10 protein-coding genes are annotated in these 13,435 nt (G+C 71.2%); 4 read left to right on the forward strand and 6 right to left on the reverse strand.

The window, feature by feature from the left end; all coding sequences use genetic code 11:
• Positions 1-4 precede the first annotated feature (4 nt).
• The gene (locus tag MHO01S_RS02670) at positions 5-1,213 is read right to left on the reverse strand and encodes a cysteine desulfurase family protein (protein WP_061781794.1); all 1,209 of its coding nucleotides are present in this window, start codon (positions 1,211-1,213) and stop codon (positions 5-7) included.
• A 54-nt stretch (positions 1,214-1,267) separates the two neighbouring features.
• Between MHO01S_RS02670 and glgX the strand changes: the two genes are divergently transcribed.
• From glgX to glgB, 3 genes are all read left to right on the forward strand, one after another.
• Positions 1,268-3,352 (forward strand): glycogen debranching protein GlgX, encoded by a 2,085-nt coding sequence (gene glgX, locus MHO01S_RS02675; RefSeq protein WP_061781795.1) that lies wholly within the window; start codon positions 1,268-1,270, stop codon positions 3,350-3,352.
• A 209-nt stretch (positions 3,353-3,561) separates the two neighbouring features.
• A complete protein-coding gene (locus MHO01S_RS02680; RefSeq protein ID WP_061781831.1) occupies positions 3,562-5,529 on the forward strand; it encodes an alpha-1,4-glucan--maltose-1-phosphate maltosyltransferase in 1,968 nt (655 codons plus the stop codon).
• Positions 5,526-7,664, forward strand: a complete 2,139-nt coding sequence (gene glgB / locus MHO01S_RS02685; RefSeq protein WP_060958502.1) for a 1,4-alpha-glucan branching protein GlgB — start codon at positions 5,526-5,528, stop codon at positions 7,662-7,664. The genes MHO01S_RS02680 and glgB overlap by 4 nt, the downstream gene beginning before the upstream one ends.
• Positions 7,665-7,701: 37 nt before the next feature.
• Here glgB and MHO01S_RS02690 read toward each other — a convergent pair whose 3' ends face one another.
• Entirely contained in the window at positions 7,702-8,637 is a 936-nt protein-coding gene (locus tag MHO01S_RS02690; RefSeq protein ID WP_061781796.1) for a tetratricopeptide repeat protein, read from the reverse strand.
• Positions 8,638-10,395 carry a DUF8094 domain-containing protein gene (locus MHO01S_RS02695; protein ID WP_060958582.1) on the reverse strand — a complete coding sequence of 586 codons (1,758 nt, stop codon included), beginning with the start codon at positions 10,393-10,395 and terminating at the stop codon, positions 8,638-8,640. It abuts the gene before it with no gap.
• A 154-nt stretch (positions 10,396-10,549) separates the two neighbouring features.
• Here MHO01S_RS02695 and MHO01S_RS02700 point away from each other — a divergent pair, with 154 nt between their 5' ends.
• Positions 10,550-11,629, forward strand: coding sequence for an AI-2E family transporter (locus tag MHO01S_RS02700; RefSeq protein WP_060958500.1), 1,080 nt, complete (start codon positions 10,550-10,552; stop codon positions 11,627-11,629).
• A gap of 31 nt (positions 11,630-11,660) precedes the next feature.
• On the opposite strand, the gene MHO01S_RS02705 is transcribed toward MHO01S_RS02700, so the two are convergent.
• From MHO01S_RS02705 to MHO01S_RS02715, 3 genes are read right to left on the reverse strand one after another with little or no spacing between them, the layout of a single operon-like run.
• A complete protein-coding gene (locus MHO01S_RS02705) occupies positions 11,661-12,374 on the reverse strand; it encodes an alpha/beta hydrolase (protein ID WP_060958499.1) in 714 nt (237 codons plus the stop codon).
• A gap of 1 nt (position 12,375) precedes the next feature.
• On the reverse strand, positions 12,376-12,657 hold the full coding sequence (locus MHO01S_RS16845; protein WP_060958498.1) for an Rv1322 family protein: 282 nt from the start codon (positions 12,655-12,657) through the stop codon (positions 12,376-12,378).
• Between the two features lie 4 nt (positions 12,658-12,661).
• Positions 12,662-13,396, reverse strand: a complete 735-nt coding sequence (locus MHO01S_RS02715; RefSeq protein ID WP_232783897.1) for an aggregation-promoting factor C-terminal-like domain-containing protein — start codon at positions 13,394-13,396, stop codon at positions 12,662-12,664.
• Between the last annotated feature and the right edge of the window lie 39 nt (positions 13,397-13,435).

Genomic DNA, 13,435 nt, shown 5'->3' on the forward strand with positions numbered 1-13,435 from the left:
CAGTCTACGAGCGCCCCGGGACGGCGGCACCGGCGGTGCGCAGGCGTCCCGCTCCCGTCGCCCGGGCATAGGCCCCGGGGAGGGCCGAGAGGAGGGCATCGACGTCCGCCTCCGTGGAGGTGCGCCCCAGGGTGAGCCGCAGCACGGAACGCGCGACCCGCTCGTCGCGACCGAGGGCGAGCACGACGTGCGACGGTTCTGCGACGCCGGCCTGGCAGGCCGAGCCGGTCGAGACCGAGATGCCGGCCTGATCGAGCAGGAATAGCATCGACTCCCCCGCCGCGCCCGGCAGGTGCACGTGCACGTTCCCCGCGATGCGGCGGTCGGCGTCGCCCAGGAGCTCCGCCTCCGGCACGGCCGCGCGGATGCCGGCGACCAGACGGTCGCCGAGCCGGCGCAGCCGGGCGGTCTCCTCGACGCGTTCCGACTCCGCCTCCTCCAGCGCGACCGCCAGCGCGGATGCTCCGGCGACGTCCGGCGTGCCGGAGCGCAGACCGCGCTGCTGGCCGCCGCCGTGCACGAGCGGCGAGAGCCGGGCGTGGCGGGAGACGACCAAGGCTCCCGTGCCGACGGGCGCGCCCACCTTGTGTCCAGAGATGCTGAGGGCGACCAGGCCGCCGGCACCGGACGCGTCGGCCCGCCACGCCGAGAACGACACCGGTACGTGGCCCAGGGCGCCGACCGCGTCGAGGTGCAGTGCGACGCCCGCGGCGGCGGCGGCACCGGCGAGGGCGGCGGCATCCTGGACGGTGCCGACCTCGTTGTTCGCGACGAGCGCGGTGGCGACGGCGGCGGGCTCGGGCGCCCTCAGAGCGTCGCGGAGGTCCTCCTGCCGGATGCGGCCGACGTCGTCGAGGCCGACGGGGCGCACCGCGGCCCCCTGCGATCGCAGCCAGCCGACCGCGTCCAGCGTCGCGTGGTGCTCGCCGTCGGGCAGGACGATCGCCCCCGTATCGGCCGGCCGCGCCCACCAGAGTCCCTTGAGCGCGAGGTTCACCGATTCGGTGCCGCCCGAGGTCAGCACGACCTCGATCGGGTCGCAGTCGAGCACCGCCGCGATCCTCTCGCGTGACCCCTCCAGCAGCCGACGGGCCGCCTGACCGGCACCGTGGACCGACGAGGCATTGCCGACGAGAGCGGATGCCGAGATCCACGCGTCGCGCGCCGAATCGCGCAGCGGCGCCGACGCCGCATGGTCGAAGTAGATCGACATGACGCTCCCGCACTCGTGACGACGCGGTCTCACCGCGTCACTACTCTAGAGCGCATGGCCAGCCCGAAGCCGTCCGAGACCGCACCCCCCGCCGCCTTCCTCGGTGCGCCGTACGACCGCCTGGGGGTGACGCTCGGCCCGGACGGCGGAACCCTCCGCGTCTGGGCGGAGGACGCGACCGCGATCGAGCTCGTCCTGTTCGACGGCGAGGACCTCGACTGGATCACCGCGAGCCTGCCCCTCGCGCCGACGGCCGGCGACGTGTGGGAGGTCACGACACCGGAACTGCGCGTCGGGGCCTGCTACGCGCTGCGCGTGAGCGGGCCCGCCGGCCCCGGCCAGACGTTCAACCCGGAGAGCCTGCTGATCGATCCGTACGCGCGGGGGCTCGTCCCGGTCCGCATCGGCCAGTGGCGTTCGGCCGTCGTCGACCGGGACTTCGACTGGCAGGGCGTCGGGCGACCCGCGGTCCCGCTGGATCGGACCGTGATCTACGAGGCCCACGTGAAGGGCCTCACCAAGCGGCATCCGGACATCCCGCCGGCGCTGCACGGCACGTACGCCGGTCTCGGTCACCCCGCGATGATCGCCCACCTGACCGCGCTCGGCGTGACCGCCGTCGAGCTGCTGCCGATCCACGCCTTCGAGACCGAGCCGCGCCTGCTCAACCAGGGGCTGACGAACTACTGGGGCTACAACACGCTCAATTTCTTCACCCCCCACGCCGCGTACGCGACGGCGGAGGCGATCGCCGCCGGCCCGGACGCCGTGCTCCGCGAGGTGAAGACGATGGTGCGCGATCTGCACGCCGCGGGCATCGAGGTGATCCTCGACGTCGTCTACAACCACACCTCCGAACTGGGGCTCGGCGGACCGCGCTCGAGCCTGCGCGGCATCGACAACCGCGGCTACTACCGCCAGCAGGAGGACGGCGCCTACATCGACGTCACCGGCTGCGGCAACGCGGTGAACACCGCGACGGATGCCGCCGCCCGCCTCGTCCTGGACTCGTTGCGGTACTGGGCGCAAGAAGTGCAGATCGACGGGTTCCGCTTCGACCTCGCGGTCACGCTGGGGCGCGACGCACAGAACACGTTCGATCCTCGGCATCCGCTGCTGCGCGCGATCGTGGAAGACCCCGCCCTGGCGGGCCTGAAGATGATCGCCGAGCCCTGGGACGTGGGCATGGGCGGCTGGCAGACCGGCAACTTCGGCGCCGGCTGGTCGGAGTGGAACGACCGCTACCGCGACCGGGTGCGCAACTTCTGGCTCAGCGACGTCGACTACGCGCGCCGGGCCGCGATCTCGCCGGTCGGCGTGGGAGGGTTCGCGACGCGGCTGGCGGGATCGTCCAACACCTTCAGCGCGGAGCGCGGGCCGCTGGCGAGCGTGAACTTCGTGACCGCCCACGACGGATTCACCCTCCGCGATCTCGTCTCGTACGACGTCAAGCACAATCTCGGCAACGGCGAGCAGAACCGCGACGGCGCCGACACCAACCGGTCCTTCAACCACGGTGCGGAGGGACCGACCGATGACGAGGCCATCCTCGCGACGCGCCGGAAGGCGATGCGCAACCTGATCGGGACGCTCCTGCTGTCGGCCGGCGTGCCCATGATCACCGCCGGCGACGAGTTCGGGCGCTCCCAGCGCGGCAACAACAACGCCTACTGCCACGACTCGCCCCTGACTTGGCTGAACTGGGAGCACGCCGCGTGGCAGGAGGATCTCCTCGCCCATGTACGACGACTGGTGCACCTGCGACGGGAGAACCCGGCCCTGCGTCCGCGCCGCTTCGCGCGCGACGCGCACGTGGTGCCCAGCGCATCGGTCATCGACTGGTACGACGAGAACGGCGAGACCATGTCGATCGAGCGGTGGACCGACCCGGCGCACCGCACCCTGCAGTACGACGCCGCCTCCACGCCGGAGGAGGAGGCGCCCAACCGCATCCTGCTCGTCGTGCACGGCACCGAACGCCCCATCGACGTCACCCTGCCCCGCATCGACGGGATCACGGGGTACGTGTCGCTGTGGTCGAGCGTGCCCGACCGTCCCGACACGACGGAGCCGGTGTTCGCGCCCGGCGACGTCGTGACGCTGCCCGGCACGGCACTGCACCTGTTCCGCGCACGATGAGGCGGACCCGCGGGCAGATGGTGTCCGCCGCTGCGCTTCGGCGGTAGGTTCGAGACGTGGCATCGACGACGCGCTCCGTTCCTTCCGACCTCCCCCGCGCGACGACGCCGCCCCCGCGCACGGCGCCCCTGCGCAGCGCGGCGCCCCTGCCGGTCCGCCCGGCCGTGCCGTGGCGCGCCGTCGCCGACACGCGCACCGGACGCATCCCGATGGCCGGCGCGCACCCGTCCGTCCCCGACGGTCTCTTCCGGCCGTCCGCCTTCGCGGGCGAGGCGGTGCCGTTCGTGGTCACCGCCTTCCGCGAGGGGCACGATCTCATCGGCGTCCACGTGCGGCTCTTCTCCCCCGCGGGCGACGAGTCGCTGCACCGGCTGGAGCCCGTGGGCGACGGCTTCGACCGCTGGAGCGTGCAGCTCGCGCCCGTCGAGGAGGGGGTGTGGCGGTTCCGGTTCGAAGCGTTCGCGGACGACTTCGCGACGTGGGAGCACGCCGCCGCCCTGAAGATCGCCGCGGGTGTCGATGCCCCGCTCATGCGCGAGGCGGGCGCGCGTCTGCTCACCTCCGCCGCCGCGGAGAAGGACCGTCCGGCGGCGGAGCGGCGCGCGCTGACGGCGGCGGCCGCGGCGCTGCGCGACGGGGACGTCACGGACGAGTCGGCTCTCGTCGTGGTGCGCGATCCGGCGCTCGCGTCCTTCTTCCGCGCACGACCCGTGCAGTCCCTCCTCACGGTGGGGGCCGAGCAGGAGCTCCTCGTGGAGCGGGAGCGCGCCGGTGTGGGCGCCTGGTACGAGTTCTTCCCGCGCTCGGAGGGCGCCAAGCGGCTCAAGGACGGCACGATCCGCAGCGGCACCTTCCGCACGGCCGCCAAGCGGCTCCCCGCGGTCTCCGCGATGGGCTTCGACGTGCTCTACCTCCCCCCGATCCACCCGATCGGCGAGAGGAACCGCAAGGGCCCCAACAACACGCTCACGGCCGGCCCGGGAGACCCCGGCTCGCCCTGGGCGATCGGATCCGCGGCGGGCGGGCACGACACCGTGCACCCCGATCTCGGCACCCTCGCCGATTTCCGCGCCTTCGTCCGTGCCGCGCGTGCGGAGGGCCTGGAGATCGCCCTCGACCTCGCGCTGCAGGCCGCTCCCGACCACCCGTGGGTGGCCGCTCACCCCGAGTGGTTCACGACCCTGCCCGACGGCTCGATCGCGTACGCCGAGAACCCGCCGAAGAAGTATCAGGACATCTACCCGATCAACTTCGACAACGACCCCGAGGGCATTCGCGCCGAGGTGCTGCGCATCGTCCGGCACTGGATCGCGCAGGGCGTGAAGATCTTCCGCGTCGACAACCCCCACACCAAGCCGTTGCAGTTCTGGGAATGGCTCATCGCGACGGTCAACGCGGAGCACCCCGACGTCGTCTTCCTCGCCGAGGCGTTCACCCGGCCGGCCCCGCTGCAGGCCCTCGCGCAGGCGGGTTTCCAGCAGAGCTACTCCTACTTCACGTGGCGCAACACCAAGGCCGAGCTCGAGGAGTTCTTCCGCTGGATCTCGCAGGACACGGCGGACTTCATGCGTCCCAACCTGTTCGTCAACACGCCCGACATCCTCACCGAGTACCTCCAGTACGGCGGCCGGCCGGCGTACAAGATCCGTGCGGCCCTGGCCGCCACCGCCGGCGCCTCGTACGGGGTGTACACCGGCTACGAGCTCATCGAGAACGTCGCGCGGCCGGGGTCCGAGGAGAACATCGACAACGAGAAGTACGAGTACAAGCTGCGCGACTGGGATGCCGCGGCATCCGCCGGGGTCTCGATCGCTCCCTACCTCACGCGGCTCAACGAGATCCGCAGGGCGCACCCGTCGCTTCGTCAGCTGCGCGACCTCAGCATCCACTGGAGCGACGACGACGCCATCCTGGTGTACGTCAAGCACCTGCCCGCCGCCCTGAGCGAGACCGGACGGGCCGACACGATCATCGTCGTGGCCAACGTCGATCCGCACTCCACGCGGCAGACGACCGTCCACATCGACAGTTCCGTTTTCGGGGTGACGCCCGGCAGCGACTACGTCGTGGAGGACCTCATCACGGGCGCCACCTGGACGTGGAACCGCGACAACTTCGTCCGACTGGACGCGTTCGACGAACCCGTCCACATCCTGCACGTGAAGGAGTCCCGATGAGCGACGTATCCGACGAGGTGCTCGACACCGTCGCCACCGGCTCCTACCACGCACCGCACGACGTCCTGGGCCCGCACCGGCGCGCCGACGGCACCTGGGTGATCCGTGCCCGACGCCCGATGGCGTCGTCGGTCACGGCGGTCACCGACGAGGGCGTCCGCATCCCCCTGGACCATGTGCGCTCCGGCATCTGGGAAGGCTCCGCCGCGGAGCAGCCGCGCGCCTACGAGATCGTCGCCGCGTACGACGGTGCGCCGGACTTCCGCGCCGACGACCCCTATCGCCACCTCCCCACCCTCGGCGACGTCGACCGCCACCTCATCGCGGAAGGCCGGCACGAACAGCTCTGGCACGCGCTCGGCGCCCACGTCCGCCACTACGACGGCGTCGCCGGCGTGTCCTTCGCCGTCTGGGCGCCCAACGCGCGCGCGGTCCGCGTCGTCGGAGACTTCAACGCGTGGGACGGTCAGGGCCACGCACTGCGCAGCCTGGGATCGAGCGGTGTCTGGGAGCTGTTCGTGCCGGGGCTCGGCGCCGGCACGGTGTACAAGTACGAGATCCTGACGCGGCACGGCGGCTGGATCCTGAAGGCCGACCCGATGGCCCAACGCGCGGAGGTCCCGCCGGCGACGGGGTCGATCGTCACCGAGAGCGCGCACACGTGGGGCGACGGCGCATGGATGAGCGCCCGCGCCGAGCGCGACGTCCTCGCGCAGCCGATGTCCACCTACGAGCTGCACCTCGGCTCGTGGCGGCCCGGTCTCGGCTACCGCGACGCGGCGGAGCCCCTGATCGACTACCTTACGGAGGTCGGCTACACGCACGTCGAGTTCCTGCCGCTGGCGGAGCACCCGTTCGGCGGGTCCTGGGGCTACCAGGTGAGCGGCTACTACGCGCCGACCAGCCGCTTCGGAAGCCCCGACGACCTCCGCTACCTGATCGACCGTCTGCACCAGGCCGGCTTCGGCGTGATCATGGACTGGGTGCCGGGACACTTCCCCAAGGACGCCTTCGCCCTCGCCCGCTTCGACGGCGACCCCCTCTACGAGCACCCGGACCCGCGGCGTGGCGAGCACAAAGACTGGGGCACGCTGATCTTCGACTACGGCCGCAACGAGGTGCGCAACTTCCTCGTCGCGAACGCGCTGTACTGGTTGGAGGAGTTCCACGTCGACGGTCTCCGCGTGGATGCCGTGGCCTCCATGCTCTACCTCGACTACTCGCGCGAGGAAGGCCAGTGGGAGCCGAACATCTACGGCGGCCGGGAGAACCTGGAGGCCATCCGGTTCCTGCAAGAGGTGAACGCGACGGCCTACAAGCGCTACCCGGGCATCGCGATGATCGCGGAGGAGTCGACGAGCTACCCGGGCGTGACGGCCCCGACCAGCGCCGGAGGGCTCGGTTTCGGCTTCAAGTGGAACATGGGCTGGATGAACGACTCCCTGGAGTACATCAAGCGCGACCCCATGTACCGCGCGCATCACGAGGGCGAGCTGTCGTTCTCGTTCGTCTACGCGTTCAGCGAGCACTTCATCCTCCCCATCAGCCACGACGAGGTCGTGCACGGCAAGGGCACGCTGTTCACCCGGATGCCGGGCGATCACTGGCAGAAGCTGGCGAACACCCGCGCCTTCCTCGCCTACATGTGGGGGCACCCGGGTAAGCAGCTGCTGTTCATGGGCCAGGATTTCGGCCAGCTCTCCGAGTGGTCGGAGGGACGCGGCCTCGACTGGTGGATGCTCGATCAGCCGCCGCACCGCCGGCTGCTCGACTTCGTCGGCGCGCTGAACCGCGTCTACCGGGAGAATCCCCCCCTGTGGGCCCGCGACAGCGACGGCTCGGCGTTCTCGCGCATCGGCGCCCCGACCTGGAACCCGAACGTGATCGCCTTCACGCGCTACGACCACGAGGGCAACGCCGTCGCCGTGGTGTGCAACTTCTCCGGCGTGCCGCTGCACGACTACGCGCTGGATCTTCCTGCCGGCGGCGAGTGGACCGAGCTGCTCAACTCGGATGCAGAGGCGTACGGCGGCTCCGGCGTCGGCAACCTCGGAACGGTGCACGCCGACGGCAACGGGCGCGCGACCCTCGTGCTGCCGCCGCTGGGCGTGCTCTGGCTCGGCCGATCCGCCTAGAGCGGCGGTATGGCGGGGCCGGCGCCGGGACGCGGGGTCAGAACAGCAGTGAGGTCAGCCGTCCGCGGGCGCGGATGACGCGCGCGTCGCCGTCGCCGACGAGCGCGAACAGCTCGACGAGCCGCTCCCGCACCGGCGCCCGTTCGTCCGACGGCAGCGCGGCGAAGAGGTCGAGCAGGCGGCCGAAGGCGTCGTCGACGTGCCCGCCGGCGATGTCGAGGTCGGCGACGGCGAACTGCGCCTCGATGTCGCGGGGAGCCTCCGCCGCGGCGGCGCGGGCCTGGGCGAGATCGAGGCTCTGGACGCGCTGAAGCAGTCGCACCTGACCGAGACCGGCGCGCGCCTGCTCGTCGCGGGGGTTCTCGGACAGGGCGGCCTCGTAAGCGGAGACCGCACGCCCGTAGTCGCCGGCCTCGATCGCGTCGAAGGCCTCCTGATGGAGGGGCGGAAGAGCGGGCTCGGCATCATCGGCGGCATCCGCGCCGGCGCCGTCCACGGGCACGGTGCCGGTCACGCCGTTCTGGGCCGCGAGCTGCAGGAGCTGGGCGAACACCTCGCGCACCTGCTGTTCGGGGACGGCGCCGGTGAACAGCGGCACCGGCTGCCCCGCGACGAGCGCCACGACCATCGGGATGGACTGCGCGCGGAACCCCTGGGCGAGCTGGGGGTTCGCGTCGACGTCGACCTTGGCGAGCACGAGGCGTCCGCCGAGCTCGACGACGACCTTCTCCAGGATCGGGCTGAGCTGCGTGCAGGGGCCGCACCATTCGGCCCAGAGGTCCACCACGACCGGCACGGATCGCGAGAGTTCGAGGACCTCGCCGAAGGTCGCGTCGGTCGCGTCGAAGACGAGCGGGGTGGCGGTCGGCGCGCCCGCGGCGGGAGCCGTACCGGCCGGCGCGGCGGCACGCGATCGGAGAGAGGACAGGTCGACGGCACCGCGCAGCACGGCGCCCGAGGTGGGATCGCTCACTTATGAGACCACTTTCGCGTCGAGGATGGAGGTGGAATAGCCCAGCAGCTGGATGCGCTTGTTCGAGCTCTGCGACGGCACGAAGAAGAACAGCTGATCGACGAAGGTCGTCGTGAAGCCGCTGGAGGACTGGTTCACGCCGGTGAGCGTCTGCACGATCGGGTTGTTGTCGAGCTTGATGACGGCGTCGGTGTTCGTGGGCTTCACCGTGTCGCTCTCGTGCACCGTGACCGCGACGATCGCCCCCGAGTCGAGTGTCGCGAGGGAGATCGGCTCGTCGGGCCCCGCCGAGGCGGCGAAGCTGAGCGTGCCCGTCTGGGCGCCGGTCTGGTTGAACGACTCCAGCCGTGCGGCGCGGTTGTCGGCGACGAGCTTGCGGAACGGGTCGTTCGTGGCGTCGAACTGTCCCGCGAACGGGCTGCTGTCGCCGTTGGTCAGGATGTCCGCGTAGGCGGCGGCGACCTTGTTCGGAGCGAGCGCGAGGAACGGCGAGTCGGGGTCGATCGCGATGGCGCCCACGTACGCGGGAGCGAGGTTGAGGCTCGCCTGCGACACCAGCTCGGCCTGGTTGGTCACCTTGTAGGGCGACCACGGGTCTTCCTGGGTCACGCTGAGGATGACGTCGCCGGTCTCGATGACGGCGAAGAACGTCCGCGGCCACCCGTCGTAGGCCTCCGGCAGGATGACCTTGACCGGCTTGTCGGGCAGGGCACCCAGTGCCGTGTGCCCGGCGACGTCGCGCAGGCGGTAGTCGGTCTCGCGTGCGGCCAGTGCCGAGTCGGTGAGCCGCTCGGCGGCGGCGGCGGGATCCTTCGCGGCATCCGCCTTCGCCACCTGCTCGGAGATCCGGGTGAGGATGCGCTCGGCCTGGGCCTGCGTGACGGCGGGGCTGCCCTGGTCCTGCGGCACGACGACGCTCTCCGATGCCGTGGGGGTCGGGGTGCCGGCCAGCTGAGGCCACGCATCGGCGGTGCAGCCGGTGAACAGGAGGGCGGACAGGCCCACGGCGGGTGCGGCCAGCAGGACGCGCTTTCCCCGGCTGAGCTGACGACGTGTCGGCGTGGCGCTGATCACTCCCTTGTCGGCGCCCTCCACCGCGACATCGATCGGCTCGGTGACGGGCATGGGCAGCCCCTTGCGACGGGGCCCCCGCGACCGGCGGGCATGGCGGACGCCCAGGACGTACAGCACGAGACCGATGAGGAGCAGGATGCTGCCGCCGACGATGAGCGGACCGGCCCAGGGGGTCGTCGCGCCGGTCGGCCACGTGACGGTCATGCTCGACGGTGCCGGCTTGATGCCGTCGGTCGCCACGAGCAGGCTCATGTCCGCCGGCAGCTGAAGGGGGGTGACCAGCAGATCGTCCTGCTGGAACTCGTCGAGCCAGAGGTCCGAGCCGACGGGAGTGATCGCGGCGCTCCCCTCCGCGGGCGGGGTCTTCGCGGCGACGGCGGTGGTGGCGAGCTCGTCGCCGTCCAGGGTGACGTGGGTGTACGACGACGGCGTGAGCCAGGCCTCGAGATCGGCGGTGCGGCCGTAGGAGGCGAAGATCGTGCCGGATTCCTTCACGCGCAGGGTCTGCGAGCCGGTGTGGCTGTTGAGGACGCTGCCGTCGATCAACACGTAGGGGGCATCCCCGGACACCGAGATGGTCTGGCTCTCCGTGCGCGGCCCTTGTAGGACCGTCCGCTGAGCGATCCCCGCCCCGATCATGAGGGCAGCCAGCACGAAGGCCGTTACAGCCCAGACGAAACGCACGAAAGACACCTCCCTGCGCACCGAAGACGGGATGACGGCGCGCAATAGACATTCCAGACTAGCGACATCCGGCTGTGCGTCGCCCGGGAGGGTCGAACGCGCTTCGGCCGTGTCGACACGGGAACGCCGACGCGGTGCGTATTCTGACAACACCATGAAGCTCCAGCATCCGTTCCGCACGGCCCTCGTCGCCACCCTCGGCGTCGGCGTCGGCATCCTGCTCATCACCAGCGTGCAGACCCTGTCGACGATCCTTCTCTACGTGGGCACCGCGCTGTTCCTCGCGCTCGGCCTCGACCCGCTGGTCAGCTGGCTGGAGCGGCGGAAGCTGCCGCGCTGGGCGGCGCTGCTGATCACCTTCGCCGCCGTGCTCGCGGTGTTCACGGGCATCGTCCTGATCGTGATCCCCGTCCTGGTCGGACAGATCGCGCAGCTGGTGACGCAGATCCAGCAGCTCGTCCAGAGCGCCGTGGACGGCGCCTGGAACCCCGTCGACGACCTGTCGGCGTGGCTGCACAGCAACTTCCCGGCGCTCGACGTCGACAAGGCGTTCGCGTACGTGTCGGACTGGTTCAACACGCTCGACTTCGGTCAGATCGGCACCTCCGCCGGCAACGTGATCCTCGGCATCGGCGCGGGGATCATCTCCGGAGTCACCGGGGCCATCATCATCCTGATCCTCACGATCTACTTCACGGCCTCCACGCCGTCGCTGAAGGCGTCGGTCGCCCAGCTCGTGCCGGCCTCGAAGCGCGCGCGGTTCGTCGACCTGTCGGAGCAGATCACGGCATCCGTGGGCCACTACGTCATGGGGCAGGTCACGCTCGGCGCGATCAACGGTGTGCTCAGCGCCGTGTTCCTGTCGATCATCGGCGCACCGTTTCCCGCCGTGCTGGCCGTGGTCGCCTTCTTCTTCTCGCTCATCCCGCTCGTCGGTACGCTCACCGGCTCGGCGATCATCGTGCTGACCTGCCTGATCCCCGGGCTCAGCTCGCCCCTGACGGCGATCGTCGCGCTCATCTGGTACGCGATCTACATGCAGGTGGAGGCCTACGTCCTGTCGCCGCGCATCATGAACCGCGCCGTCTCCGTGCCCGGCGCCGTCGTGGTGATCGCCGCCCTGGCCGGCGGATCGCTCCTCGGCCTGCTCGGCGCGCTCATCGCCATCCCGGTCGCGGCGAGCGTGCTGATCATCTACCGCCAGGTGATCATTCCGCGGCAGAACGAGCGCTGAGCGGCGGGGACGCGCTGCGCGGCGGATGCCGTCAGTCGCCGTCCCACTGCGTGGGCAGCGGCAGCGCGTCGGGATTGACCGCGGCCACGATCTCGCTGAGCACACGGCGGGTCTGGTTCTCCCCCACCCACAGGTGCTTGCCGCCCTCGACGGCGATCAGCTCGGCGTGCGCGATCGGCGCGAACCGCTCGCGCGCCTCGTCCGGTCGCAGGTAGTCATCGAACTCCGGCACGAGCACGATCACCGCACGGGGATCGCCCCGCCAGGCCGCGATCTCGTCGGCCCCGGCACGGTGCAGCGGCGGCGAGAGCAGGATCACGCCGTCGACGGCGTGGTCGCGGCCGTACTTGAGGGCGAGCTCCGTGCCGAACGACCAGCCGACCAACCAGGGGTGCGGGAGGCCTCGAGCGGTGACGAAGTCCATCGCCGCCGCGACGTCGAACGCCTCCGCGCGTCCGCCGTCGAAGGCGCCCTCACTGGTCCCGCGGGGCGAGCTCGTGCCCCGCGTGTTGAAGCGGAGCACGGCGAGATCGGCCAGCGCGGGCAGCCGCCCCGCGGCCTTCCGGAGGATGTGCGAGTCCATGAAGCCGCCCGCGGTCGGAAGCGGATGCAGCGTCACCAGGGTCGCGACCGGCTCCCGATGCTCGGGCAGCGCCAACTCCCCGACCAGCGTGAGTCCGTCGAGTGTCGTGAGCTCGATCTCCTCGCGCCGCGCGGGAAGCTGGACGGGTCCGCGAATCTCCATGTCAGGCAATCCTCCAACAGGCCGTGTGCCAATGTCTGCGAGCCGCGAGGTCCGCCGCGTCGCCCAGGACGCCGTCCGCGCGCCAGACCACGAGGTGCGCGGTGCCGGGCGTGATCGCACGAGAGCACCCCGGACAGGTGTAGCTCTTCTGCGCCTGCGCGGCGCTGACCGGCTGCACCGTCCACTCCGAGCCGCGTCGGTGCTCGGAGCGCTTCCATCCGCTCAGGAGCCGATCGAACGAATCGTCGGCGGGTTGCGGCTGCCGTCGGTTCGCGCGCGGCATCGGATCAGTACCACCCCGTGGACTGCGAGTGCGACCAGGCACCGCACGGCGTGCTGTAGCGGCCGCCGATGTAGCCGAGCCCCCAGGCGATCTGCGTCGCCGGGTTGGTCTCCCAGTCGGCACCGGCGGAGGCCATCTTGCTTCCGGGGAGCGCCTGCGGGATGCCGTACGCGCCGCTGCCGGCGTTGTAGGCGCCGACGCGCCAGCCCGACTCCTTGTTCCACAGCGCGACGAGACAGGCGAACTCGTCGTCGCCCCATCCGCGCTGCTGCACCATCGAGTAGGCGATCGCCTGCGCGGTACCGGGATCCGGGGCCACGAAGGGCGGCGACCACGCGGCAGACGACGACGAGGTGCCGGTCGCCGTCGGCGTGGGCGTGGGCTTCGGCGTGACGTAGACGCTGTAGACGACGCCGTCGCGGCCGAGCCCGGTGGTCTGATCGGATGCGGCGAGGTACGCCTGCGCGTCGGCGATGGTCGAGGCGTAGAGAGAGATGGGGGCGACTTCCGCGGCGTGCGCCTCGGGGGTCGAGGCCGTCAACGGCGCGATGTACACCACGCCGAAGCCGAGCACCGCGACGACCGCGAACACGCTCATCGCCCCGCGACGCCGCGTCCACTTGGCGGGGGCGGCCTTCGCCGGGCGTCGCCCCGCTCCGGATCTCGCGGCCGCACGCCCATCGACCCGGGTCGCCGGTGCGGCGGCGGGAGCGGCGGTGAGCTCGGCGTCAGAAGTCACAGTGCTCCGATTCTAGCCTCGCGACGGCGACGCCCACAC

The organism is Microbacterium hominis NBRC 15708 (assembly GCF_001592125.1).
Taxonomy (GTDB): Bacteria; Actinomycetota; Actinomycetes; order Actinomycetales; family Microbacteriaceae; genus Microbacterium; species Microbacterium hominis.

Bases quoted from the DNA above. Each gene is read 5' to 3' on its own strand.
- MHO01S_RS02670 (WP_061781794.1), bottom strand. From the start codon at position 1,213: ATGTCGATCTACTTCGACCATGCGGCGTCGGCGCCGCTGCGCGATTCG.
- glgB (WP_060958502.1), top strand. From the start codon at position 5,526: ATGAGCGACGTATCCGACGAGGTGCTCGACACCGTCGCCACCGGCTCC.
- MHO01S_RS16845 (WP_060958498.1), bottom strand. From the start codon at position 12,657: ATGCCGCGCGCGAACCGACGGCAGCCGCAACCCGCCGACGATTCGTTC.
- glgX (WP_061781795.1), top strand. From the start codon at position 1,268: ATGGCCAGCCCGAAGCCGTCCGAGACCGCACCCCCCGCCGCCTTCCTC.
- MHO01S_RS02680 (WP_061781831.1), top strand. From the start codon at position 3,562: ATGGCCGGCGCGCACCCGTCCGTCCCCGACGGTCTCTTCCGGCCGTCC.
- MHO01S_RS02700 (WP_060958500.1), top strand. From the start codon at position 10,550: ATGAAGCTCCAGCATCCGTTCCGCACGGCCCTCGTCGCCACCCTCGGC.
- MHO01S_RS02705 (WP_060958499.1), bottom strand. From the start codon at position 12,374: ATGGAGATTCGCGGACCCGTCCAGCTTCCCGCGCGGCGCGAGGAGATC.